The organism is Rhodococcus phenolicus (genome assembly GCF_001646785.1).
Lineage (GTDB): Bacteria > Actinomycetota > Actinomycetes > Mycobacteriales > Mycobacteriaceae > Rhodococcus > Rhodococcus phenolicus.
In genome coordinates this window covers 1-25,203 of record NZ_LRRH01000129.1, presented here as the reverse complement: position 1 = coordinate 25,203, position 25,203 = coordinate 1, and the positions used below count along the sequence as shown (strand labels likewise).

Below are 25,203 nucleotides of genomic sequence, written 5' to 3'. Positions count from 1 at the left end.
ACTCTATGGGGCACTACTCAATAATCCGCAGGAGCGCCTCAATAGAGAAATCCGGCGCAGAACCGATGTAGTCGGGATCTTTCCGGATCGTACGGCGTTGGTCCGGCTTGTCGGCGCGGTCCTGGCCGAGCAGCACGACGAATGGATCGAAGGACGCCGCTATCTCGGACTCGACGTGCTCGCTCGCTCTCGTAGCGACAAGTCCGCTGAGACCGTCACCGAACCTGTCGAGGAGGTGGCACCGGCGTTGACTGCATAACCCGACAACGAGGAATCACGCGACGACGTCGTACACCACCTCACGGGACTTGACCCACGGGGTTCGGGTCGAGTATGGACTCTGGGCGCATCCGATCCGCAGCCGTGGAATGGGCGTGGCTGCACTCTGGTGGATGAATGGCTCGACTCTCTCGCGAAGAGCGGGCCTCGTCCGGGCTCCGGCGGACAAGATCGCCTCTCGCGCGGGGTGGGCTGCTCGTCGACCCATCGGGCGCGTGCGCACGTCGGCGACGGTCTCGCCATGGCGCCGGTGGCCACAGCGACCACGGGATGTGGGGCGGAATCTGCCGAGCGGGACAGGGCCGGCCGGACGTGAGGTTCTCGCGTGTGTCCGTAACCGGCAGTTTCGGGAATACGCCCGTTTTGTGATCGTTGTGCCCCCATTCGGTGTGCAAACGATTACGGTCCTCGTTCACCGGGGATCGCGTGATCGCGTATCGAAGGATTTCGGGAGGGCGGTCGATGATCCAGGCGTGGTTCCGGCACGCGTGCGTCGCGTTGTCGGTAGGAGCGCTGATGCTCGTGACTCCGAATGTGGCTTCGGCAGAGCCGGTTTCATCCATTTCGCGCATCGAGGTCGAGAGTGCGCGCACGGTGATCGCGCACGTGTATTCCGCGTCGATGGACCGCGTCGTCCGGTTGCGGGTGCGGACGCCGGCAGATACCAGCGAGCCGCGGCCCACGCTGTACCTGCTCAACGGAGCGGGTGGCGGAGACGGGCAGGCCACGTGGGATGCTCGGACCGATGTGGACGAGTTCTTCGCCGACAAGAATGTCAACGTCGTCACGCCGTTGGACGGGTCCTTCACCTATTACACCGACTGGGAGCGTGACGATCCGGCGCTCGGTCGCAACAAGTGGACCACGTTCCTCACGCAGGAACTCCCGCCGATCATCGACGAGCAATTTCGGACGTCCGGGGTCAATGCCATTGCCGGCCTGTCCATGTCGGGAACCTCGGTGTTGAGCCTCGCGATCGCGGCTCCCACTCTGTACCGGGCGGTGGGGGCTTACAGCGGTTGCGCCGAAACGAGCACGGAGCTGGGGCAACTGTACGTCCGGACGGTGGTGGAGAGCCGCGGGGAGGCCGATGCCGAGAACATGTGGGGACCCGTCGACGGGCCGGGATGGGCGGCGAACGACCCGTATGTCAATGCCGACAAGCTGCGCGGTATCGACCTGTACATTTCGTCGGCGACCGGATTGCCGGGGCCGCACGAGAATCTCGGCGCCAGGTCGGTGGAGAACGACCCAGGACTGTTGCTGAATCAGATCGTGGTCGGTGGTGTCATCGAGGCTGCCGTCGACGCCTGCACCCACCGGCTTGCCGCTCGTCTCGACGAACTCGGGATACCTGCACGATTCGAATTCCGTTCCCGGGGAACGCATTCGTGGGGTTATTGGCAGGACGATCTGCACAATTCGTGGCCGATGATCGCGCGTGCCGTCGGGGTCGCCTGATGGCGGCCGAGTGCTCCGCCGGTGGAGGGACGATCATGCCGCTGCAGTTGGGTTTGTCTCTCCTGCAAGTGATTACGGTGTGCGCTTTTCAAAGAAGTTCCCGTGAAACCTTGACGGAACCGAGACCTCGTCGTAATGTGATCTACGGCATACAAGAGCATGAAAATGCTTGGGCCACAGCATATTTGGATGCAATTTCGAGGAGGATCGATGGGCAGTACCACGATTACCGAGATCATCACGTTCATCTTCTCGCTGCTCTCCCAGAGCGCCGAGTTCTTCAGCTGAGCACGTCCTATTCGGTGCCCGGGGCACACAGGGCCTCCGGGCGGGCACAGGAGGAATGATGGGCAGTATCACGAATGGTTTCGAAGTCATCAGCCAGCTCGTCGGGCTCATCCTGGCGATCGCTCCGGCTCTGCTGACGGGCTCGCTGTAGCCGCCAGCGCAATGCCGCGGGTCCCGCCTCGGGACCCGCGGCATTCGTGCGTTTCCGATGATGGGGTGCCGGCCGGCGGGTTGCGACGGCACGCGCCTCCTCCTCGGGGATCCGGACGGAACCGGCCGGGAGCGCGGCCGGACGGGTGGGACCGGGTCCGGTTCGGGGCTGTGTCCCCGCGGCCGCGACGACGCGCGGCGAACTTTTCGCACACGAAGGTGGCCGCGGCGGTACGTTCCTCGAAAGGAGAGGAGCTGAGATGACTCAGGTCGGCGGTACACGCAGGAGCGGACTGTTCCGCACCAAATCGGTCGAGCAATCCATTCGTGACACCGACGAACCGGATTCGAAGCTACGCAAGGACCTCACCGCGTGGGACCTGATCGTCTTCGGTGTCGCCGTCGTCATCGGTGCCGGCATCTTCACGTTGACGGCCCGTACCGCCGGCAACGTGGCGGGTCCGTCGGTGTCGCTCGCGTTCGTCTTCGCCGCGATCGCGTGTGCTCTCGCCGCCCTGTGCTACGCCGAGTTCGCGTCCACGGTGCCGGTGGCCGGCAGCGCCTACACCTACTCGTTCGCCACCTTCGGTGAGTTCGTCGCGTGGATCATCGGCTGGGACCTCATCCTCGAGTTCGCGCTGGCCGCCGCGGTCGTTGCCAAGGGCTGGTCGTTGTATCTCGGTGAGGTGATGGGCGGTCTGTCCTCGTCGTTCATGCTCGGGTCCGTGAAGGTCGACTGGGGTGCCATGCTCATCACCCTGGTGATCGGTGTGCTCATCGCGACCGGGACGAAGTTGTCGTCGCGGGTCTCGCTGGTGATCACCTCCATCAAGATCGCGGTCGTCGTGTTCGTCGTGGTCCTCGGCGCGTTCTACATCAAGACGGAGAACTACAGTCCGTTCATTCCGCCCTCGGAGTCCGGTGACACCGGTGAGGGTCTGCACCAGTCGCTGTTCTCGTTCGTCACCGGCGCCGGTGGCAGCACGTTCGGCTGGTACGGACTGCTCGCCGCGGCCAGCCTGGTGTTCTTCGCGTTCATCGGGTTCGACGTGGTCGCCACGACCGCGGAGGAGACCCGCAACCCGCAGAAGGCAGTGCCGATCGGCATCCTCGGTTCCCTCGCGATCGTCACCGTCCTGTACGTCGCGGTCAGCTTCGTCCTCACCGGCATGGTGAACTACACCGAACTGGCCGGCGACGAGTCGACCCTGGCCACGGCGTTCGCACTCAACGGCATGGACTGGGCGAAGAACCTCATCTCCATCGGCGCGCTCGCCGGCCTGACCACCGTCGTCATGGTGCTCATGCTGGGGCAGACGCGTGTGCTGTTCGCAATGGCCCGTGACGGCCTCATGCCCAGGCGTCTCTCGCACACGGGCCGCCGGGGCACGCCGGTCCGCACGACCGTCCTCGTGACGGTCGTCGTGGCGATCCTCGCCGGATTCATTCCGCTGGGCACCCTCGAGGAGATGGTGAACATCGGAACGCTGTTCGCGTTCGTCCTGGTGTCGCTCGGGGTGATCGTGCTGCGCCGCACCCGTCCGGACCTCGAACGCGGCTTCCGGGTGCCGCTCGTGCCGCTCGTCCCGATCCTCGCGGTGATCGCGTGCCTGTGGCTGATGATCAACCTGTCGGTGGAGACGTGGCTGCGGTTCGTGGTGTGGATGGCCATCGGTGTCGTCATCTACTTCGCGTACAGCCGGCATCATTCGGTGCTGCGGAAACAGCCGGTGGACGGAACGCCGTCGCCTTGACCGGAACGGGTGGGCCTGCGGTGCGGATCGAATATTCTTGACGCATCCGACCGGAGGCCCACCATGCCGCAGCGTCTGAGAATCGACCGGGGGTTCACCATCGGTGCGGGGGCCGTCCAGTGCTGGACGTGGAACTGGCACGGCGAACCCGACGCCGATCGCGGGCCGGTCCTCTTCGTCGCCGACCCGAAGGACGTCCCGCCTCAGCGGGTGGTGCTCGTGACCTACGACATCGCCAAGTGCCGCGCCGGCCCCAACGAGCTGTACCCGTCGGAAGTGTTCTACGAGTTCAAGATCCGCAACGACAGCAACATCACCGTGGCGTTCCGGCTGGAGATCGTGCTGCTCGACGACCTTCCGGTGCGCGACACGGCATGACGAACGGACTCGCCATGAAGCTCACCGTCATCGTCGGAGCACACGGACAGGTCGTCGGGACGGCCCACCACGTCGAGGGCGAGGAGGGGTCCGGCGCCGGTGGACCGATCGCAGGTCCCGGTCAGTCGGTGCTCGTCATCGACGTGCCGGACGACGCCGAGGCTGCCGGTGACGTCGACGGGCTGTACCGCGCGCTCGAGCGCATCATCCGGTCGGGCACGCCGAAGTAACCCACCCGCTGCGCCGAACCCGCGGTTAATCTCTGGGGCATGCGCAAGCTCTGGTGGTCTCTCGCGGCGGTCGTGGTGATCGTGGTGCTCGGCTTCTTCGTCGCTCCGTGGGTGTACGGGACGTTCATCGCGGAGGACGACGCGCCCGCCGCGTCGGTATCCACGTCCGGTGCGGAGGCCGCGACCGGTGATCTCGCGGGTTCGTGGACGATCACGCCGGGGTCGGAGGCCAATCGCACTGCCGCCGGGTACACCGTCCACGAGATCCTCCGCGGCGCCGACGTCACCGTGGTCGGCAGCACCGACCAGGTCTCCGGGTCCGCGACGATCGACGCGGACAGTCTCACGGGCGCCGAGGTGACCGTGCAGGTCGCCGGGATCACCACCGACAGTTCGCAGCGCGACGGCCAGTTCCGTGGCCGGGTCATGGACACCGACACCTATCCGACGGCGACCTTCGTCCTCACCGATCCGGTGGACCTGTCCGCGGTGCCCACCGACGGCACGACCGCGACGCTGCCGGTCGCCGGCACGCTCACACTCAAGGACAGGTCGCTGCCGGTGACCGCCGACGTCGAGATCCTGCGCTCGGGAACCGATCTGGTGGCGTCGGGCAGTGTCCCGGTGACCTGGTCGGATTTCGGCGTCGAGGCCCCGAGCCTCGGGTTCGTCACTGTCGACGACCGCGGCAGCGTCGACTTCCTGGTCAGCTTCGCGAAGAACTGACCGCCGCGGACTTGTCCCGGTCCGGCACCCAGCCGGGCGGGCCGAACACGTAGCCGAGCTTGTCGCGCCACGTCGACGCGGACCGCCAGTCCCGCGCGATCGCCCGGTATTCATGGGTCTGCAGATCCCAGATGTTGTAGGTGCCGACCGGCTTGGTCAGCCCGTAGGTGGGCCGGTGCGTCTCGGCCCGGAACGTGCCGAACATGCGGTCCCACACGATGAACATGCCCGCGTAGTTGCGGTCCAGGTATTCGGGATCGCACCCGTGGTGCACCCGGTGGTGCGACGGCGTGTTGAACACGAACTCGATCGGCCGCGGGAGGGTGCGGACCCGCTCGGTGTGGACGAAGAACTGGTAGACGAGGTTCACGGAGAACCCGACGAACACCATCCACGGCGGAATGCCGATCAGCGGCAACGGAATCCACATGACGATCTCGCCGCTGTTGTTCCACTTCTGGCGCAACGCGGTCGCGAAGTTGAAGTATTCGCTCGAGTGATGAGCCTGGTGGGTCGCCCAGATCACTCGGACCCGGTGTGCGATGCGGTGGTACCAGTAGAACAGCAGGTCGACGCCGACGAGCAGGATCACCCACGTGTACCAGGCATCGGCGGGCAGATGCCACGGCGCGATGTACACCCAGATCGCCGCGTAGCCGACGAGCGCGAGCAGCTTCCACACCGCGCTGGTCCCGATCGACACCAGCCCCATCGAGATGCTCGCGCGCGCGTCGCGGGCCTCGTATCCGCCGCGCGGCGGCCGGGTCCTGCCGTCGGCGCCGGGCTCGACGTGTTCGAGGGTGCGGGCGGCGGTCCATTCGAGGATCAGGAAGACGAGGAACGCCGGGATGGCCAGCGCCACCGGATCCTGCAGCGGCTCGAGCAGCGACCCCCACGAGTGGATCAGGGTCTCCCACATGTCGTCCTCCGGTTTCGCGCGGGCAGGCATCCAATCTACCGAAGTGTGTCGGGGGTCACTCCGGGCGGTTCCCGGGCCGCGACCGCGGTCTCCGGGTCCTGGCATACTTTCCCCCTGTTCCGATAGGAAATGGTGCGCGAAACGGCGACGGCGAGGAGGCGGCAGTGCACATCACCGCGAGAGTGGACTACGCCGTGCGCACGTTGCTCGAGCTGGCGGCCGCCGGTGACGCACCGGCCAAGGCCGAGGGGCTGGCGAAGTCACAGCAGATCCCGCACAAGTTCCTCGAAGCGGTGCTGGCGGACCTGCGGCGCGGCGGTCTCGTGCGCAGCCGTCGTGGACCGGAGGGTGGGTACTGGCTCGCGCGCCCGCCCGGCGAGATCTCCATCGCGGACATCATCCGCACGGTCGAGGGTCCGCTGGCGTCGGTGCGCGGGGAGCGGCCCGAGGACATCGCCTACACCGGCCCGGCCGAACGTTTGCGGGATGTGTGGATCGCTGTCCGGGTGAACCTGCGCGCGGTCCTCGAGGAGGTCACCCTCGCCGAGGTCGTCGACGACGACCTGCCCGCCTTCGTCCTCGAACTCATCGCCGATCCGGGGGCGTGGGCGCGTCGCGAGGCGTGACGCCCGTCACCGTCGCTCGCCGAATGTGGCGAAACCCATAAATCTGCACAGTTCTGCAAAGTTACAGTCTTCTGCAATTTCGGTACCGTGGAGGACATGAGTACCGAGCCGGGACTGCGCGACCGCAAGAAGGCTGCCACCAGGGCAGCCCTCGGTGCGGCCGCGGCCCGGCTCGCCCGCGATCGGGGTATCGAGGCGGTCACCGCCGACGCCATCGCCGCCGAAGCGGGTGTTTCGACCCGCACGTTCCACAACTACTTCGCGAGCAAGGAAGAGGCGGTCCTCGACCACCTCGACGGTCTGCTGCGCAACTGGCTCGACCGGCTGCGCAACCGTCCGGCAGGCGAGCACGTGTGGGATTCGATCGAGGCAGCGGCTCTCGAGGTCGTCGCCGAGATCGACGACTTCGACGAACTGTGCGCAATGTTCGAACTCGTCGAGCAGAGCCCCGCACTCATCTCGCGCAGCATCGAGATGCAGACGTGCACTGCGCCGCTGCTGGTCGAGACCATCGCCGAACGCAGCGGCCGCGACGCCGGCGCCGATATCTACCCCGCGCTGCTCAACTACTGCGCGGTGGCCGCGATCCGCGCATCCATCGATCTGTGGATGGCCGGGACCTCCGGCGCGCAATCCCCCGAAGAACTCATCCGAGCCGCGTTCGATCGGCTGCGGCAAGGAATCTCGTAGTCGGCTTCCGCTGCGACACATCCGAAGAAAGGCGCCCTGTGGCTACCTACCTGTATCGGATCGGCAGATTCGCCTACCGGCGGAAAGGCACGGTCCTGTCCCTGTGGATCGCGATCCTCGTCCTGTTCGGCGTGGGCGCTGCGACCCTGTCCGGACCCACCACCGACTCGTTCTCCATCCCGGGAACCCCCGCGCAGCAGGCGCAGGACCTGCTCGCCGAGCGGTTCCCCAACGCCGCCGACCCGATGGGCGCGCTCAGCGCCCGCTACGTATTCGCGGCCCCCGACGGCCAGACGCTCGACGAGCCGCAGAACATGGCGGCGATGAACGAGGTCCTCGCCGCCGCACGCGGAATCGACAAGGTCACCGCGGCCGCGAAAGTCGACCCGGCCGTCGCCACTCCCGAACAGCAGCAGGGCGTCCTCGTCGATCCCGTCACCGCGAACGCCGGTCTCGTCGAGCAGATGAAGGCCGCCGCGCAGCAACAGGGCGGCACCGAGGAAGCCGCACTCGCCGACGCCGCCGCGCTGTCCCCGCTCAGCGCGGACCGCACCGTCGGTTTCGTCACCGTCCCGTTCGACGGCACCTTCACCGACGTCGACGAGACGATGCGTGAGCAGATCGCGGCCGCCGCGGAAGTGGGCCGCGACGCCGGCCTGAACGTGCAGGTCAGCGGCTCTGCCGCAGCCGAGGCCGAGATGCCCGGCGGAGTCACCGAGCTCATCGGTATCGGTGTCGCCGCGGTCGTCCTCGCCCTGACGTTCGGCTCGCTCGTCGCGGCCGGCCTGCCGCTCATCACCGCGATCATCGGCGTCGGCATCGGCAGCCTCGGCATCACCATCGCCACCGGCTTCGCCGACCTGAGCTCGATGACCCCGACGCTGGCCATCATGATCGGCCTGGCCGTCGCCATCGACTACTCGCTGTTCATCGTCTCGCGCTTCCGCCATGAGATCACCGTCACCTCCGACCGTGCCGAAGCGGCCGGACGCGCGGTCGGCACCGCCGGTTCCGCCGTGGTGTTCGCCGGTCTCACCGTGATCGTCGCCCTGGTCGCGCTCAGCGTCGTGGGCATCCCGTTCCTGTCCGCCATGGGCTACGCGGCGGCATTCACCGTGTTCATCGCCGTGCTCATCGCGATCACCCTGCTGCCCGCGATCCTGGGCCTGTTCGGCGGCAAGGCGTTCGCGGGACGCGTCCCCGGTGTGAAGGCGAACGATCCCGACGCGGACACGGAGAAGCCGGGCGCCGCCCAGCGTTACATCGGGTGGGTCACCCGCAAGCCGCTGATCCCGCTCGTGGCCGGTGTCCTGATCCTCGGCATCGCTGCCGTCCCGGCACTGAACCTGCGACTCGCGCTGCCCACCGAAGCGACCGGCGACCCGCAGACCAGCTCCCGTCAGGCCTACGACCTGATCGACGAGGCGTTCGGGCCCGGCCGCAACGGCCCGCTGCTCGTCGTCGCCGACGCCCGCGACGCCGACATGTCGGCGCCCGCCGCGTTCGGTGAGGTCGTGCAGGACCTGTACCGGCACGACGAGGTCGTCAACGCACAGGTCGTCGGTGTGAACGAGGCCGGCGACACCGCGCAGATCATGGTCACGCCCCGGTCCGGCCCCAGCGAGGCCGCGACGATGGATCTGGTCGCTGACCTGCGCGCCGGCGAAGCCGACCTCGACGCCCGCACCGGCATCTCCTACGGCATCACCGGTCAGACCGCCCTCGAGGGTGATGTCTCGGAGACCCTGCAGAGCGCGCTCGTCCCGTACCTCGCCGTCGTGGTCGGTCTCGCGTTCATCCTGCTGATGCTCGTCTTCCGGTCGATCCTGGTGCCGCTCACCGCGACCCTCGGCTTCCTGCTCAGTGTCCTGGCGACCTTCGGCGCGACCGTCGCGATCTTCCAGGAAGGTTGGGGCGGGCTGATCTCCAACCCGCAGCCGCTGGTCAGCTTCATGCCGATCTTCCTGATCGGCGTGGTGTTCGGCCTGGCCATGGACTACCAGGTGTTCCTGGTCACCCGCATGCGCGAGGACTACGTGCACGGCGCGACCGCCACGGACGCCGTCCGATCCGGGTTCCGGCACGGTGCCCGCGTGGTGAGCGCCGCGGCCATCATCATGATCTCGGTGTTCGCGGCCTTCGTCGCCGAACCCAACGCGTTCATCAAGTCCATCGGTTTCGCACTGGCGGCCGCGGTGTTCTTCGACGCCTTCGTGGTGCGGATGGTCATCATCCCCGCCGTCATGGCGCTGCTCGGCGACAAGGCCTGGTGGCTGCCGAAGTGGCTGGACCGGATCCTGCCGAACGTCGACGTCGAGGGCGAGAAGCTCACCCGCGAACTCGAGGCGGCCGAGCGGGACACGGTTCACGCGTGAACGGTCGCGGCGTGACGTGGCCGCCCAGGTAGGTTGATCCCATGTTGGTCAGGCTTCTGCGGCGATACCTCGCGCCTCACCGTGGTGCACTGGCTGCAGTCGTGGTGCTGCAGCTGGTGTCCACGGTCGCGATGCTGATCCTGCCCAGCCTCAACGCGAGCATCATCGACAACGGTGTGTCCCGCGGCGACGTCGGCTACATCATGCGCACCGGCGGGATCATGCTGGTGATCGCCGCGTTCGAGGTGTCCTGCGCGATCGGGGCCGTGTACTTCGCCGCCAGGACCGCGATGTCCGTGGGCCGCGACATCAGGCTGTCGCTGGTCCGCCGCGTCGGGCAGTTCTCCGCCCGCGAGCACGGAAAGTTCGGGGCGGCATCGCTGATCACCCGCAACACCAACGACGTGCAGCAGATCCAGATGCTCGTCATGATGACCTGCACCATCGTCGTCACCGCACCCATCATGGGGGTCGGGGCGATCGTCATGGCGCTGCGCGAGGATCGCGGGACCTCGGTGGTCGTAGCCGTCGCGGTCCCCGTCCTCATCCTCACGATCCTGGGGCTGATGGCGCTGATGCTGCCGTCCTTCCGCGTCATGCAGGTCAAGATCGACGCCGTCAACCGGGTGCTGCGCGAACAGATCACCGGCATCCGCGTGGTGCGCGCGTTCGTCCGCGACGACTCCGAACGCGCCCGATTCGACCGGGCGAACACCGACCTCACCGCGACCGCGCTGCGCGTCGGACGGATCAACGCGATGCTCTACCCCGCAGTGATCCTCATCGCGAACGCGAGCACCGTGGCCGTGGTGTGGGTCGGCGGTCACCGCATCGAGAGCGGCGCCATGGAGATCGGCTCGATCACCGCTCTGATCACCTACGTCACCCAGATCCTCATGGCTGTCCTCATGGCCTCGTTCGTTGCGCTGATGGCGCCGCGCGCGGCGGTCTGCGCGGACCGCATCCTCGAGGTCCTCGATACCGAGCCGTCCGTATCGCGCGCGGAGAACGCCGTGTCGACGCTGGCCCGGCCGCTCACCGTCGAGCTGTCGGGCGTCGGATTCTCCTACCCGGGGGCCGACGCGCCCGTGCTGCGCGACATCTCGTTCCGGGCCGGTCCGGGCACCACGACGGCGATCATCGGCGGCACCGGGTCCGGTAAGACCACGCTGATGCGCCTGATTCCGCGGCTGATCGATGTCACGTCCGGATCGATCGAGGTCGGCGGGGTCGACGTGCGGAACCTGGACCCGGCGGTGCTGCGCCGCGAGATCGGGGTGGTGCCGCAGAAGGCGTACCTCTTCTCCGGCACGATCGCCGAGAACCTGCGGTACGGGAATCCCGACGCGACCGACGACGAGTTGTGGCACGCGCTCGAGGTCGCGCAGGGCGCGGACTTCGTCGCGGCACTGCCGGAGCAGCTCGAGACGGTCGTCGCGCAGGGCGGAACCACCGTGTCCGGTGGACAGCGTCAGCGCCTGGCCATCGCGCGCGCACTGGTCCGCCGGCCGTCGATCTACCTGTTCGACGACGCGTTCTCCGCGCTCGACCCCGCCACCGATGCCCGACTCCGGGAGGCTCTCGTGCCCGAGACCCGCGACGCGTGCGTCCTGATCGTCGCCCAACGGGTGTCGACCGTGCAGGATGCCGATCGGATCATCGTGCTCGACCACGGAACGGTCGTCGGGTCCGGCACCCATCTCGATCTGCTGTCGAGCTGCACGGAGTACGTCGAGATCGTCGAGTCGCAGCGGATGGCGGCCGTATGAGTACCCAGCCCGCCCCGACGCTGCCCGCGCAGCCGCAGCAGGGACTCCAGTCGATCACCCGGATCATCGGGTTGCTGCGCCCGCAGCGGTTCATCGTCTACGGCGTGCTGGTCATGGTGCTGCTCGGCGTGGTCGCGCAGGTCATCGCGCCGCTGCTGCTCGGGCGCGCCACCGACATCATCTTCAACGGAGTCATCGGCCTCCAGTTGCCGGCCGGCCTCACGAAGGACGAGGCGGTCGCGCAGCTGCGCGGCGAGGGCAGCGACCAGTTCGCCGACATGGTGTCCGGGACCGCGGCCGTGCCCGGCGTCGGCATCGACTTCGGTGCGCTCGGCCGGCTCCTGATCATCGTCCTGGCGCTGTATCTGCTGTCGTCGGCGCTGATCTGGGTGGCCGCGTACGGGCTGAACGAGATCGTCCAGCGGGTGGTGCGGGACCTGCGGTCGCGGGTCGAACGCAAGATCCACAGTCTGCCGCTGCGCTATTTCGACACCCACTCGCGCGGCGACCTGCTCAGCCGTGTCAGCAACGACATCGACAATGTGTCGACCGGGATGCAGGAATCGATCAGTCAGCTCGTGCTGGCCGTGCTCACCCTGATCGGCCTCGTCGTGATGATGCTGTGGATCTCGCCGCTGCTCGCGCTCGTGGCGCTGTTCATGGTGCCTGCATCGGTCGTCGCGACGGCACTGGTGGCACGCCGGTCACGCAGGCACTTCGCGTCGCAGTGGGCGGCGACCGGCAAACTCAACGGTCAGATCGAGGAGACCTTCACCGGTCACGAACTCGTCACCGCCTACGGGCGCACCGAAGACGTCGAGCGCCGCTTCGCCGACACCAACGACGAGTTGTTCCGCTCCGCCTACCGGGCCCAGTTCGTGTCCGGCACGGTGATGCCGCTGGTGACCTTCCTCGGCAATCTCAGCTACGTGGGGGTCGCCGTACTCGGTGGCCTGCGCGTCGCGTCGGGCACCATCACCCTCGGTGAGGTGCAGGCGCTGATCCAGTACTCGCGTCAGCTCGCTCAGCCGCTGGCCCAGATCGGTGCGATGGTGAACCTGCTGCAGTCTGCCGCCGCATCCGCGGAGCGGGTGTTCGCGCTCCTCGACGAACCGGAACAGGACCCCGAATCCCCGGCACCGACACTGCCGTGGGGCCGGCACGGCAGCGTCGAATTCGACGACGTGTCGTTCTCGTACGACCCGGAACGTCCTCTCATCGAACATTTGTCGTTGCGTGCCGAGCCCGGTCAGATGGTCGCGATCGTCGGCCCGACCGGCGCAGGCAAGACCACCCTCATCAATCTGATCCTGAGGTTCTACGAGCTGAACTCCGGCCGCATCCTCGTCGACGGCGTCGACATCACCTCGATGTCGCGTGCCGAGTTGCGGACGCGCATCGGCATCGTGCTGCAGGACACCTGGTTGTTCGGCGGCACGATCCGCGAGAACATCGCCTACGGCAACCCGCACGCCACCGAGAACCAGATCCTGTCCGCGGCCCGCATGAGCTATGTCGACCGGTTCGTGCGCGCCCTGCCCGACGGCTACGACACGGTCATCGACGAGGAGTCGGGCAGCCTCAGTGCCGGTGAGCGCCAGCTCATCACGATCGCGCGGGCCTTCGTCGCCAAGCCGTCCATCCTGATCCTCGACGAGGCCACCAGTTCGGTCGACACCCGCACCGAACTGCTCGTGCAGCAGGCCACCGCGCGGCTGCGCGACGACCGCACGAGTTTCGTCATCGCGCACCGCCTCTCGACCATCCGCGACGCCGACCGGATCGTGGTGATGGAGGACGGCCGCATCGTCGAACAGGGCACGCACGAGGATCTGCTCCGGGCGGGCGGTGCCTACACCCGGCTGTACGACGCACAGTTCCGCGCGCTGGTGGAGTGAACGCCCGGATTCCGGGGCGGTCGAACGTCCACTCCTTTTGCGCTCGCTGAGCGTAAGCGTTCAGTTGCGGCCCCGCCGCGCCGACAATGACCGCATGGCTGACGCGTCGAAACTCCGGATCGCCGCACGCGCCACGGCGTCGAAGGCGGCACAGGCCGCGACGGTGCGCGCCTCCCCACACCCGCACCGTCCGGGAAGTCCCGCGTCCGACACGGTCACCCCGGCCGGACAGGTACTGCGCGTGCTGCGCAGGATCGGCCCGGCGACCCGCAGCGAACTGTCGCGGCAGACCGGGTTCTCGTTGTCCGCGGTCAATCGGGTGGTGGGGGAGCTCCTCGGTTGTGCGCTGTTGCGCGACCGCCCGGAACTGACCGTCGGCGGGGTGGTCGGCCGGCCGCAGATTCCGCTCGACCTGAACGCCGAGGCGTACTTCACCGTCGGTGTCCACGTCGACGAGGGTCGATTGCGTTGTGTGGCAGGTGATCTTCGCGGACGGGCGCTCGATCGGCTCGTGCTCGACGTGCCGGACACCGCGCAGGAGGCCTTGCCCGTCGTCGGGTCGGCGCTGCGCCGCTTCCGGCTCGCCTTCCCGGCCCGGTGCGCGCTGTGGGTCGGGATCGTCGGTGACGGACGCTCCGACCGGCGTGCCGACCGCGGGTGCGGGCCGGACTGGAGGGACGTGGCGGACGGCGCGTGGCCGGCCGCGATCCCCGTGCCGGTCACGATCGCCCCGCACGTCGAGGCGATGGCCGCCAGGGAACTGCAGGCACTGGAACTCACCGGCAGGCCCGGCCCGTCGAGTTATCTGTATCTGCATGTCGACGAACCGTTCGGTGCCGCATGGATCGTCGACGGGCGTATCCCCGTACCGCGCAGCGGAGCCGGCACGATCGGTCATCTCGCGACGGGTTCGGACGTGCCGTGCCCGTGCGGTCGCGTCGGATGCCTCGAGGTCACCGTGGCCGACCGGACGCTGCTCGCCACCGCGGTTCGCGACGGTGCCCTGGGCCCGGACGCGGCGACCCGGGGGATCGGCGCACTGTACGCAGCCGCCGCCGCGGGAGCGGGACATGCTGCGGCCCTGCTCGATTCGCGAGCGGACGTCGTCGGGCGAGCGGTCGCGATGATGCGCGACATCGTCAACCCGGACGTCGTCGCAGTGGGAGGCCGGGGCCTGGTGGCCTACCGTCCCGGCCGGGAGGTCCTCGCGCGCAGCTACGCGCGGGCGAGCGCGCTGCCCCCGCTGCCGCTCACCTTCTCGTCGTTCGGGGAACGGATCGGCGACGCCGGTGCGCTCGGCGCCTCGCTGTCTGCGGTGTACACCGACCCGCTCGGGGCGCTGCGGCGGCGCGCCGCGCGCCCGTCCTACGACCCGGCCGCCGACCGATTCTGCGGCTGACCGTCCCGGGCGTACCGATCTTCCGCGGCGTCAGGACCTGCGGACGGCGCGGACCACCGCGTCGTGCAGCGCGATCTCCTGTTCGCCGTGCCCGGTCACCGTGCGGGTGCGCGACGCGGCGACGACGACGTCCCAGCGGTCCGGATCCAGACCCGCCGCGAGATCGTCTGTCGTGACCCGTGATTCGGGCGCCGATCGATCGGCCGGGTGCGGATCCGCGGGATGGTCGTGGCCGACGACGAGCAGCGTCCCGCCCGGTGCGACCGCGTCGGCCAGGCGCCGCAGCAGCTCGTCCCGGGGCCCGGGTGCATGTACGTAGTGGGAGGTCACGAGGTCGAAGCCGGCGTGCGGGGGCGTCCATTCCGCCAGATCCGCGCGGACCCAGTCGATCCGGTTCGCGATGTCGGCGCCGGCGGATTCGGCGTGGGCACGCGCGTGGTCCAACGCGGCCTCGGCGATGTCCACCGCGGTCACCTGCCAGCCGTGCTCGGCGAGCCACAGGGCGTCGCCGCCTTCGCCGCAACCGGCGTCCAGTGCCCGGCCGGGTCGCAGGTCCGCGACCTCGGCGACGAGCTGCGGATTGGGGTGACGGTGGGTCGTGGAGTGACCCCGGTAGCGGTCCTCCCAGAACTCCCGGTCGAATTCGTCGGCCATGGTGACATCCTTTCGTGTGCTGTCCCGACTGTGCGGTTCGGCACGACAAGAAGGCAATTTGGATTGCCGAACCGGCAAACCGAACGCTCACCGGTCAGGCCGAGTCCGGTACCGGTCCCGCCCGCTCGGGCGGGGAGGCCAGTGTCTCGAACCGTCCGATGTAGCGCTCCATGAACAGCCGGGCCTCCTCGTGGCCGCGCGTGACACCCATCGCCGCCTCGTTGACCATGGTGCGGGCGAGGCCGGTGAGGAACATCGAGATCACGACCGGGGGGAAGTCGTCGAGGTCGACACCGTGCGCGCGCATCGCCACGGTCAGCGCCGTCGTCTCGATGTCGCGGACCCGCTCGGCATACGCCTTCAGCTCCGCGCCGATCGCCTTGCGATGGTTGGCCAGAGCGATGAACTCGGTGTTGAGCCGGGTCGTGCGGGTGTCGGAATTGATCCGCCACAGCGCCCGCAGCGGATCGGCCTCGGACAGTGCCAGCCGGTGACGTTCGAGCACGGTCTCCGCGCCGGCGCGCAGTACCGCGAGGAACAGGTCGTCCATGGTGGGGAAGTAGTAGTACACCAGCGCCGGCTTCACACCGGCCCGCGTCGCCACCCGCCGCGATGTCGCCGCGGCGTAGCCCTCCTCCTCCATGATCTGAGCGGTCGCCTCGAGCAACCGCTCGCGGGCTCCCGGTTCCCTGCCCTCGTCCGCCCGCGGTCTGCCCACTCCGTACACCTCCGGCCCATGTCAGGGGCGTGATCAATGGCAGCAGACCCGGCGGGGTCTTGACTGTGATCTACGCCTCATGCAAGCATGTGGCCACTGTATCAGCCTGATCGATCGATCAGTTTTCCTTCTCCACACTGACCGAACCGCACATCCGAGAGGGGTTCCTCGTGGTCGACGTCTCGAAGGCTGATTTCTCCGGTGATCCCGGCCGGGCGGACGCGGATCCGTAGAGCGGCCGGCACGCGCAATCAGGATTTTCGAACACGAACGATGTTCGAACACGAACACCGAGCAGGGGAGGAAACATGGCGGGACGGGTCGAGGGGAAGGTCGCGTTCATCACCGGTGCGGCGCGCGGGCAGGGGCGCAGTCACGCGGTGCGGCTGGCGGAGGAGGGTGCCGACATCATCGCCGTCGACATCTGCGGACCGATCACCGAGGGCAGCCCGATTCCGGCGTCCACTCCGGACGATCTGGCCGAGACGGCCGAGCTGGTGAAGAACGCGGGCCGCCGCATCGTGACGGCCCAGGTCGACGTGCGTGACTATCCGGCGGTGAAGGAGGCGGTGGACGCCGGTGTCGAACAGCTGGGCCGGCTCGACATCATCGTTGCCAACGCAGGCATCGGCAACGGTGGCGAAGTGCTCCACGAAACGAGCGAGAGCGACTGGGACGACATGATCGGCGTCAACCTGTCGGGGGTGTGGAAGGCGGTGAAGGCCGGTGTGCCACACCTGATCTCGGGTGGCCGCGGGGGGTCGATCGTGTTGACGAGCTCGGTGGGCGGGCTCAAGGCCTACCCGCACACGGGGCACTACATCGCCGCCAAGCACGGCGTCGTCGGCCTCATGCGCACCTTCGCCGTCGAACTCGGACAGCACTCCATCCGCGTCAACTCGGTCCATCCGACGAACGTCTCGACGCCGATGTTCATGAACGAGGGCACGTTCAAGATGTTCCGTCCCGATCTCGAGAGCCCGGGCCCCGAGGACATGGAGATCGTGGCGAAGCTGATGCACGTGCTGCCGGTCGGCTGGGTCGACCCGGTCGACATCAGCAATGCGGTGCTGTTCCTGGCATCCGACGAGTCCCGCTACGTCACCGGTCTGCCCATGACGGTGGACGCGGGCAGCATGCTGAAGTAGTCCGGGCACAACGGAAACGGCCCGATCGGTCACCTACCGATCGGGCCGGGCCGTCGTTGCGCGGTCTACTCGGCGGCGCGGGAACCGGTCAGCGTGAGCGCGCCCAGGGCGATCACCGCGCTCAGTACCATCGCGATCGCCATCGGCAGGGCGGTGTCCTCGCCGCCGATGCCGACGAGGGGTGAGATCGCGGCGGCGAGCAGGAACTGCAGGGCGCCGAGCACGGCCGACCCGGTGCCCGCGGCGCGGTGCGCCTCGCCGAGCGCCAGGGTGGTCGCGTTCGCGATGACGAGACCGAGGCTGCCCATCGTGAACCACAGCGCGATCAGGGTGACCCAGAGGGCGGGGCCGGCCAGTGCGTTCATCAGCATGACGACGGAGAACACGGCGAGCAGCGCCAGCCCGATCCGCAGCGTCGCGCGCTCGCCCAGCCGTCCCGCGACCGCGCCGTTGACCACGCTGAACAGGACCAGGCCGATGGCGTTGGCCGTGAACGCGACGGTGTACCAGCCGGTCGAGAGGCCGTGGACGTTCTGCAGCACGAAGGGCGACGCGGAGATGTAGGCGAACATCACGCCGAACGCGAAGGCGTACGCGAGGGTGAACCCGACATACCGCCGGTTGCGGAGGATGCCGCGGGCGTCACGCATCATCGCGGCGATGCCGCCGGTGGAGCGGCGTTCCACCGGGTGGGTTTCGGGTACCAGTGCGGCGACGCACGCGAACATCAGCAGCGACAGTGCGGTCAGCACCCAGAACACCGCGCGCCAGCCGACATTGGTGACGATCGTGCCGCCGATCAGCGGCGCGACGACGGGGGCGACGGCGTTGACGACGACGAGCAGCCCGAAGAGCCTGGCCGCGGCGGGGCCGTGGGCGCGATCGGAGATCACGGCCCGTCCGAGCACGATGCCGGCGGCGCCGGCGAAGCCCTGCAGGAACCGTGACGCGGCGAGAAGCTCGATGCCGGGGGCGAGGGCCGAGGCGGCGCTGAACACCGCGCACACCAGTGTGCCGACGAGCAGCAGCGGGCGGCGTCCGTACCGGTCCGAGAGCGGTCCGAACGCGAGCTGGCCGAGAGCGAGGCCGACGAGGAACGTCGTGAGGGTGAGCTGCACGGCCGAGGCGTTGGTACCGAATTCGGCGGCCATCCCGGGGAATGCGGGCAGGTACATGTCGATCGCGAGCGGTGCGACCGCTGCGAGCAGCGCGAGCGTGCCGACGAGTGTCGCCGGGAAGTGCGCCGTGTCCGGGACGGTCGTGGACGTGTCGGCGGGCGCGGCCACGGCGGTGCCCGCGTGCGGGGAGTGCTGGTTCAAGGCGACCCTTCGAGTCGGGATGGATCCACATCAATGTCTAAAAGTAGATCTAAATCTATATCTAAAATAGCGACTAGACTGCGGTCGTGTCCAACGATCCGTCCGCTGCCGGCGGCAACATCGCGTCCGACGAGGACGTCCGGCGCCTGGCCCGGACCGCCCGGTCGCTGGTCTGGGCGCTGCGGCGTTTCGGCGAGAAGGAAGCGGGCCTGTCCCGCCTTCCCCAGTCGGAGATCGAAGTGCTCCGGACGCTCGCGGAACGCCCCGGAAGCACCGTCTCCGAGGTCGCCCGCTACCTGGGTCTGCAGAGCAGCAATGTCAGCACCACGGTGCGCCGCCTCGTCGACCGCGGCCTGCTCGAGCGGCAGGTCGACCCCGCCGACGGCCGCTCGCACCGGCTGCACCAGACGCCCCTCGCCAGGCGCAACAACACCCGGATCGACGACATGTGGCTCGACGGCGTCCGCCGGCTGCTCGACGGCATGAGCGAGGACGAGGCCGCCAGACTCCTCGACGCCGCCCCGTTGCTGGCCCGGCTGGGCGCGATGTCAGCCGACTGACCGGCGCAGCACCTCCCGTGCCGTCCGTCGCACCACCTCGGTGAGCGCATCGAGCACCGGCGACTCCAACCGCCAGCGCTGCCAGTACAGCGGCACGTCGAACGGCTCGTCCGGGGCGAGCCGGACCAACTCGGCGTCGCCGCCGACTGCGAGGTCGAGCATCGGTTCCGGCAGCATGCCCCAGCCGAGCCCGAGCCGTGCGGCGTCGACGAACTCCCGCGCGCCCGGCACGTAGTTGCGCGGTGGGTCGAAACGGGTGCGGGTGCGCCGCTGCAGGAAGCGGTTCTGCAGGTCGTCCTTGCGGTCGAAGGTCAGCATGGGGGCCTCGCGCAGGGTGGCCGTGGTCATGCCGTCGGGAAACCAGTGTGCGGCGAAGTCGACGCTCGCCATCGCGTGATAGCGCATGGCTCCGAGGTTTTCGGACGTGCAGCCCTGCACCGGATCGGGCACCGACGTGACCGCCGCCATCGCCGTTCCGTCCCGCAGCAGCGCCGTGGAATGGAACTCGTCCTCCCGGAGCAGTTCGAACAGCGCGCGGTGGTGCTGCGGCATCCGGGCCAGCGCCCGCAGCATCCAGGTGGACATCGAGTCGGCGTTGACCACGAGCGGCACCGTCACGTAGCTGTCCGCGCTCGCGGTGATACCGAGCGCCTCGGCGGTGTCCTGCTCGAGCCGGGCCACCTGACGGGCCAGGCGCATGATCGCCTCCCCCGGCCCGGTCGCGGTCACCGGCCGGGTGCGGCGCACCAGGACCTGCCCCACGTGCTGTTCGAGGGCCTTGATGCGTTGGCTCACTGCGGACGGGGTGATCCGCAGGATCGCGGCGGCACCGTCGAAGGTGCCCTCGTCCAGCACAGCGGCGAATGTGCGGAGTTGAGCGAAGTCCAGATCCATATGAAGGAACTCTAATGTTCCTTAAGAGAAATCAACTGTTCTTATCTCGTGACCGTTCCTACCGTGGTCGCCGTGAACCTCGTCCTCGCCGGCTTCCTCACCGGACTCTCGCTGATCGTCGCGATCGGTGCCCAGAACGCCTTCGTCCTGCGTCTGGCCATCGCCCGCCGGCACGTGCTGCCGGTGATCGTGGTGTGCGCCGTGTCCGACGCCGTGCTCATCGCCGCCGGCATCGCCGGCATCGCGACCGTCCTGGATCGGGCTCCCGGCGCGCTCGAGGTGATCCGTTGGGGCGGAGTGATTTTCCTCGTCTCGTACGGTCTGCTCGCCGCCCGTCGCGCGCTGCGGCCGTCCGCGCTGAGCGCGGCACCGGGTGGCGCGATCACCATCGGTGCCGCACTGGCGACCTGCCTGGCACTGACCTGGCTCAACCCGCACGTCTACCTCGACACCGTCCTCATGCTCGGGTCGGTCGCCAACACCCACGGCAATCCCGGCAGATGGTGGTTCGGCACCGGCGCCGTCGTCGCGAGCATCGTGTGGTTCGGGGCACTCGGCTACGGCGCGCGCTACCTGCGGCCGTGGTTCGCCCGGCCGGGATCCTGGCGCATCCTCGACGGTGCCGTCGCGGTCCTCATGGTGGGCCTGGGGCTGGGACTCGCGGTCGGGAACTGACCCGCGCCCCGGGCCGCTCAGCGACGCCGCGCGACCTTCCCGACGGGCTCGAGATGGGTGAAGACCGTCGTCCCCGGCAGCGCCGAACGCACATCCTCCTCGACACGGTCGAGCAGATCGTGTCCCGCCCGCACCGTCCAGTCGCCGGGAACCCGCACCGTGAGATACACGAAACGCTGTCGGCCCGACGCCCGCGTGCGGGGCGGCAGGATCGTCACCGATCCGTCGGCGCGGTACCGATCGAGCACCTGCTGCACCTGCGCGACATCGTCGGCGGGCAGTGCCGCGTCGAGCAGACCGACGACCGATTCCCGCACCAGGCCGTAGCCGATCCGCAGGATGTTCAGGCCGACGAGCAGCGCCACGATCGGATCGAGCACGTACCAGCCGAACACCGCGACCAGCCCGATTCCGGCCAGTACCCCCACGGACGTCCACACGTCGGTGAGCAGGTGCTTGCCGTCGGCGACGAGCGTGACCGAACGATGCTGCCGCCCGACCCTCAGCAGCAGGAGCCCGACCGCGAGATTGAGGATCGACGAGCCCGCCGACAGGAACAGGCCCAGACCCACCTCGGTCAGCGGCTGCGGTTCCAGCAGCCGCCGCACCGACGTCCACACGATCACGGCGGCCGCGGCGAAGATCATCGCCCCTTCCACCGCGGCGGACAGATATTCGGCCTTGCCGTGCCCGAAATCGTGATTCTCGTCCGGGGGTTTCGCCGCGGTCCGCAACGCGAAGACACCGACCACCGCGGCCACCAGATTGACGCCCGACTCGAGCGCGTCGGACAACAGACCCACCGAACCGGTGATCCACGCCGCGCCCGCCTTCAACGCCATCGTGGTCAGCGCGGTCGCGACCGACAGCAACATGCACCGAATGAGCAGGCGGTGCTGCCCCGGTTCGGTCACCGCTCAGTGCTCGACGAGCGCGAACCGGCGACCGGTGATCTCGGACGCGGTGATCTCCACGAAGTTGTACTTCGGTGACTCCACCCAGGGAGTCGGACCGAGTTCCTCGACGGCCTGGATCTCGTTGAAATGAGTGAGGATTCGCGCTCTGCCGTGCACCACCACGCTCCATGCGGTGCGCTCGCCGACGAGATCCGCCTCGAACGCGACCTGCGCGTGCACCGCCAGCTCCGACAGTTTGCTGCCCTCCCCGGAACGGAAGTACACCTTCCGGTCCCCGACGACGAAGTTCACCGGGAAGACGTCGGGACGGCCGTCCGCGATCGCCACCAACCGGCCGATCTGCACGGTTCCCAGCAACTCCCAGCACTCGTCCTCGCCGAGCACGGCGGCGGTGTCGTCCGCATCCGTCGGCTCGCTCATCGGCTCCTCCGATCATTCGACGGGCATACCAACGCATCCAGCACATCACGAACCGCGCGGCCGTGCAGTGGAACGGAGGGCACGGCGGAGGATCCCCGGATAGCGTGGGAGTCCATGACCGACGTTGCCGAACCGCCGTGGCACATCCGGGTGCCGGTCGAGGTCGCCGCAGCCCTCGGGGTCGATCCCGCGACCGGACTTCCCGCCGCCGAGGTCGAGCGGCGACAGGCGGAACACGGACCCAACCTGCTCGACGAGGCGCCGCGTGTTCCGGTGTGGCGCAAAGTGGCCGCACTGCTCGCCGACCGGATGACGCTCGTGCTGGTGGTCGCCGCCGTGGTCAGCGCGACCGTCTCGCGCGAATGGGAAACCCCTGTCGTCATCTTCGCCGTCATCGCGCTGAACACGCTCCTCAACTATGTGCAGGAGGCGCGCGCCGAGAACAGCCTGCAGGCACTGCGGCAGATGTCGGTCTCGACCGCGCGGGTCCGCCGGGAGGGCCGGGAAACGGAACTGCCGCGCGCCGACCTGGTCCCCGGAGACGTGGTGCTGCTCGAGGCCGGCGACTCGGTCCCCGCCGACGGCAGACTCGTCACCGCCGTGCGACTCCAGGTCGCCGAGGCCGCGCTCACCGGGGAGTCGCACCCCGTCGACAAGGAGATCGAGCCGGTGGCGGACCCGGCCGCGCCCCTCGGAGACCGCACCGACATGCTGTTCATGAACACGCAGGTGACCCGCGGACGAGCCGCCATGATCGTCACCGCCACCGGCATGCACACCGAGATGGGTGCGATCGCCACGCTCCTCGGGACCGCCGGGGTGGAGCAGACCCCGCTGCAACGCCGCATCGGTCAGCTCGCCGGCACACTGACGGCCGTCGCGCTGGTCACCGTCGCCCTGGTCTTCGTGCTGGGCCTGCTGCGCGGACAGTCCTGGTCGGAGCTGCTCCTGACCGCCGTGTCCCTCGCGGTCGCCACGATTCCCGAAGGCCTCACCGCCGTGGTCGCCTTCACCCTCGCCATGGGAGCGTCGCGGCTCGCGGCGCGCGGCGCGATCGTCAAGCAACTGTCCGCGGTGGAAACTCTCGGCAGCACCACACACATCGCCACCGACAAGACGGGCACGCTCACCCTCAACGAGATGACGGTGCAGCGGTTGCTCGTGCGCGGCCGCAGCTTCCGGGTGACCGGACGCGGGTACGGCACGGACGGCAAGATCCTCGTCGGCGACGGCCTGCCCGCACCGGATATGACCGCGGCGCTGCTCGGGATGGCGCTGTGCAACGACGCGACCGTCCACGACGGCACCCTGGTCGGCGATCCCACCGAGGGCGCGCTGGTCGTACTGGCGGAGAAGGGCGGCATCGATGTCGACGGGGCACGCGCCGCGTTGCCGCGGCTCGCCGAGGTGCCGTTCGATTCGGCCTACAAGTACATGGCCACCTTCCACGCGGTTCCCGACGGCGGCTACCGGGTCTTCGTGAAGGGTGCGCCCGGTGTCCTGCTCGGCCGGGCCACGACGATGCTCGGCGCCGACGGGCCGGTCCCGATCGGCGACGCCGACCACGGACGGATCAGGGCCGCGATCGACGACCTCGCCGGCGAAGGCCTGCGCACCCTCATGATCGCCGGCCGCGACCTCGACGCGGTGCCCCGCGGCGACGCCGACGCGCTGCAGCAGCGCGCGTCCGACCTGACGCTGTACGCGGTCGTCGGCATCGTCGATCCACCGCGACCGGAGGCCGAGCAGGCCATCGAGGTCGCGCGCGGCGCCGGGATCGCGGTGCACATGATCACCGGCGACCATCTGGTGACGGCCTCCGCGATCGCGCGGCAACTGGGTATCACCGGCAGCGCGGCGAGCGGCGCGGATCTCGACGAACTCGACGACGCCGCACTCCAGGGCCGCGCGGCGGGGTTCGGTGTCCTGGCCCGGGTGGCTCCCGAGCACAAGATCCGGGTGGTCAAGGCATTGCAGAGCCGGGGCGAAATCGTCGCGATGACGGGTGACGGGGTGAACGACGCCCCCGCTCTCGAGCAGGCCGACATCGGCGTGGCCATGGGCATCACCGGCACCGACGTGTCGAAGGGCGCCGCGAACATGATCCTCACCGACGACAACTTCGCGACGATCGTCGCCGCGGTCGCCGAGGGCCGCGGCATCTACGACAACATCGTCAAGTTCGTGAAGTTCCAGCTCACCACCGCATGGGGATTCGTTCTGATCTTCCTGGCGGCGGGGGTACTGGGACTGGCCGGGGGTGCACCGTTCACCGCGCTGCAGATCCTGTGGGTGAACATCATCATGGACGGTCCGCCGGCGCTGTCCCTCGGCGTCGACCCGGCCGAGCCCGGAACCATGAAACGGCCGCCGAGATCGGCCCGCGAGGCGCTGCTGAACCGGGCCAGGGTCCGGCGGATTCTGGGGCTGGGTGTCGTGATGGCCACCGGCACGATCGCGGTGCTGTACTTCGCGCCCGATCTGTTCCCCGACAGTGCCGGTGACCCCCTGTTCGCGACGACCCTCGCGTTCACGACGTTCGTGTTCTTCCAGGTGTTCAACCTGTTCAACGTGCGTTCGAATCTGGGGTCGGTCTTCTCGTTGCAGACGTTCACCAATCACACCGTCTGGATCGCGATCGTCGCCGTGATCGTGCTGCAGGTCTGTGTGGTGCAGGCCGGTGTGCTGCAGGGACTGTTCGACACCACGTCGCTGACGCTGCCGCAGTGGGCGCTGGCCGTCGCGGTGGGGTCGATCGTCCTGTGGGTCGACGAGACCGGCAAGGCCGTCGCGAGGCGCGTGTCGCGCCGCCGCCGTACCGCGGCCGCGCGGACGCAGCCGGTCGCCGAAACGTCCCCGTCGACACACCGGACCCCGCTCGGTGAACGGTGACCTGGCACAATCGTCGGGTGAGCGCCCCACACAGTACCGACTCGGCCGTCCCCACCCCCCCCGA

23 protein-coding genes are annotated in these 25,203 nt (G+C 68.6%); 16 read left to right on the top strand and 7 right to left on the bottom strand.

What is annotated here, in order from left to right:
* From A8G15_RS26810 to A8G15_RS26785, 6 genes are all read left to right on the top strand, one after another.
* Positions 1-259: transposase (locus A8G15_RS26810; protein WP_211270252.1), on the top strand; the 259-nt coding region annotated here is incomplete at its 5' end.
* A gap of 536 nt (positions 260-795) precedes the next feature.
* On the top strand, positions 796-1,740 hold the full coding sequence (locus A8G15_RS26805; protein WP_245688016.1) for an alpha/beta hydrolase: 945 nt from the start codon (positions 796-798) through the stop codon (positions 1,738-1,740).
* A 698-nt stretch (positions 1,741-2,438) separates the two neighbouring features.
* On the top strand, positions 2,439-3,932 hold the full coding sequence (locus A8G15_RS26800; RefSeq protein WP_068166109.1) for an amino acid permease: 1,494 nt from the start codon (positions 2,439-2,441) through the stop codon (positions 3,930-3,932).
* Between the two features lie 63 nt (positions 3,933-3,995).
* Positions 3,996-4,310: a hypothetical protein gene (locus tag A8G15_RS26795; protein ID WP_068166107.1), complete on the top strand. Its 315-nt coding sequence runs from the start codon at positions 3,996-3,998 to the stop codon at positions 4,308-4,310.
* A complete protein-coding gene (locus A8G15_RS26790) occupies positions 4,307-4,540 on the top strand; it encodes a hypothetical protein (RefSeq protein ID WP_068166106.1) in 234 nt (77 codons plus the stop codon). Before A8G15_RS26795 ends, A8G15_RS26790 begins: the two co-directional genes overlap by 4 nt.
* Before the next feature lie 39 nt (positions 4,541-4,579).
* Positions 4,580-5,266, top strand: a complete 687-nt coding sequence (locus tag A8G15_RS26785; RefSeq protein ID WP_068166104.1) for a YceI family protein — start codon at positions 4,580-4,582, stop codon at positions 5,264-5,266.
* On the opposite strand, the gene A8G15_RS26780 is transcribed toward A8G15_RS26785, so the two are convergent.
* Positions 5,247-6,185, bottom strand: a complete 939-nt coding sequence (locus A8G15_RS26780; RefSeq protein WP_068166122.1) for a sterol desaturase family protein — start codon at positions 6,183-6,185, stop codon at positions 5,247-5,249. The genes A8G15_RS26785 and A8G15_RS26780 overlap by 20 nt on opposite strands.
* Before the next feature lie 164 nt (positions 6,186-6,349).
* On the opposite strand from A8G15_RS26780, the gene A8G15_RS26775 reads away from it, so the two are divergent.
* The 6 genes from A8G15_RS26775 to A8G15_RS26750 all read left to right on the top strand — a co-directional run bounded on the left by A8G15_RS26775 (position 6,350) and on the right by A8G15_RS26750 (position 14,942).
* Positions 6,350-6,811, top strand: a complete 462-nt coding sequence (locus A8G15_RS26775) for an RrF2 family transcriptional regulator (RefSeq protein ID WP_068166102.1) — start codon at positions 6,350-6,352, stop codon at positions 6,809-6,811.
* A gap of 96 nt (positions 6,812-6,907) precedes the next feature.
* Complete coding sequence (locus A8G15_RS26770; protein WP_068166121.1) at positions 6,908-7,501, top strand: TetR/AcrR family transcriptional regulator; 594 nt, start codon at positions 6,908-6,910, stop codon at positions 7,499-7,501.
* Between the two features lie 38 nt (positions 7,502-7,539).
* Positions 7,540-9,876, top strand: coding sequence for an MMPL family transporter (locus tag A8G15_RS26765; RefSeq protein ID WP_068166101.1), 2,337 nt, complete (start codon positions 7,540-7,542; stop codon positions 9,874-9,876).
* A gap of 41 nt (positions 9,877-9,917) precedes the next feature.
* Positions 9,918-11,645, top strand: a complete 1,728-nt coding sequence (locus A8G15_RS26760) for an ABC transporter ATP-binding protein (protein ID WP_068166098.1) — start codon at positions 9,918-9,920, stop codon at positions 11,643-11,645.
* Positions 11,642-13,543, top strand: coding sequence for an ABC transporter ATP-binding protein (locus A8G15_RS26755; RefSeq protein ID WP_068166097.1), 1,902 nt, complete (start codon positions 11,642-11,644; stop codon positions 13,541-13,543). The genes A8G15_RS26760 and A8G15_RS26755 overlap by 4 nt, the downstream gene beginning before the upstream one ends.
* 94 nt (positions 13,544-13,637) lie before the next feature.
* A complete protein-coding gene (locus A8G15_RS26750) occupies positions 13,638-14,942 on the top strand; it encodes an ROK family protein (RefSeq protein WP_082900192.1) in 1,305 nt (434 codons plus the stop codon).
* A gap of 30 nt (positions 14,943-14,972) precedes the next feature.
* Here A8G15_RS26750 and A8G15_RS26745 read toward each other — a convergent pair whose 3' ends face one another.
* Both A8G15_RS26745 and A8G15_RS26740 read right to left on the bottom strand, forming a co-directional pair.
* On the bottom strand, positions 14,973-15,596 hold the full coding sequence (locus A8G15_RS26745) for a class I SAM-dependent methyltransferase (RefSeq protein ID WP_068166095.1): 624 nt from the start codon (positions 15,594-15,596) through the stop codon (positions 14,973-14,975).
* A 94-nt stretch (positions 15,597-15,690) separates the two neighbouring features.
* Complete coding sequence (locus tag A8G15_RS26740; RefSeq protein ID WP_082900191.1) at positions 15,691-16,314, bottom strand: TetR/AcrR family transcriptional regulator; 624 nt, start codon at positions 16,312-16,314, stop codon at positions 15,691-15,693.
* Between the two features lie 308 nt (positions 16,315-16,622).
* Here A8G15_RS26740 and A8G15_RS26735 point away from each other — a divergent pair, with 308 nt between their 5' ends.
* A complete protein-coding gene (locus A8G15_RS26735; protein ID WP_068166091.1) occupies positions 16,623-17,462 on the top strand; it encodes a mycofactocin-coupled SDR family oxidoreductase in 840 nt (279 codons plus the stop codon).
* Positions 17,463-17,527: 65 nt separating this feature from the next.
* On the opposite strand, the gene A8G15_RS26730 is transcribed toward A8G15_RS26735, so the two are convergent.
* Positions 17,528-18,781, bottom strand: coding sequence for a multidrug effflux MFS transporter (locus A8G15_RS26730; protein WP_082900190.1), 1,254 nt, complete (start codon positions 18,779-18,781; stop codon positions 17,528-17,530).
* Between the two features lie 86 nt (positions 18,782-18,867).
* On the opposite strand from A8G15_RS26730, the gene A8G15_RS26725 reads away from it, so the two are divergent.
* The gene (locus tag A8G15_RS26725) at positions 18,868-19,341 is read left to right on the top strand and encodes a MarR family winged helix-turn-helix transcriptional regulator (RefSeq protein ID WP_245688015.1); all 474 of its coding nucleotides are present in this window, start codon (positions 18,868-18,870) and stop codon (positions 19,339-19,341) included.
* Here the strand turns inward: A8G15_RS26725 and A8G15_RS26720 are convergent.
* Complete coding sequence (locus A8G15_RS26720) at positions 19,330-20,235, bottom strand: LysR family transcriptional regulator ArgP (protein ID WP_068166089.1); 906 nt, start codon at positions 20,233-20,235, stop codon at positions 19,330-19,332. The genes A8G15_RS26725 and A8G15_RS26720 overlap by 12 nt on opposite strands.
* Before the next feature lie 72 nt (positions 20,236-20,307).
* Here A8G15_RS26720 and A8G15_RS26715 point away from each other — a divergent pair, with 72 nt between their 5' ends.
* A complete protein-coding gene (locus tag A8G15_RS26715) occupies positions 20,308-20,910 on the top strand; it encodes a LysE/ArgO family amino acid transporter (protein ID WP_068166115.1) in 603 nt (200 codons plus the stop codon).
* A gap of 17 nt (positions 20,911-20,927) precedes the next feature.
* Here the strand turns inward: A8G15_RS26715 and A8G15_RS26710 are convergent, their stop codons facing one another.
* Both A8G15_RS26710 and A8G15_RS26705 read right to left on the bottom strand, forming a co-directional pair.
* Positions 20,928-21,785: a cation diffusion facilitator family transporter gene (locus tag A8G15_RS26710; protein WP_068166114.1), complete on the bottom strand. Its 858-nt coding sequence runs from the start codon at positions 21,783-21,785 to the stop codon at positions 20,928-20,930.
* Between the two features lie 42 nt (positions 21,786-21,827).
* Complete coding sequence (locus tag A8G15_RS26705; RefSeq protein ID WP_068166088.1) at positions 21,828-22,247, bottom strand: pyridoxamine 5'-phosphate oxidase family protein; 420 nt, start codon at positions 22,245-22,247, stop codon at positions 21,828-21,830.
* A 114-nt stretch (positions 22,248-22,361) separates the two neighbouring features.
* Here A8G15_RS26705 and A8G15_RS26700 point away from each other — a divergent pair, with 114 nt between their 5' ends.
* The gene (locus A8G15_RS26700) at positions 22,362-25,139 is read left to right on the top strand and encodes a calcium-translocating P-type ATPase, PMCA-type (protein WP_068166086.1); all 2,778 of its coding nucleotides are present in this window, start codon (positions 22,362-22,364) and stop codon (positions 25,137-25,139) included.
* Positions 25,140-25,203 lie beyond the last annotated feature (64 nt).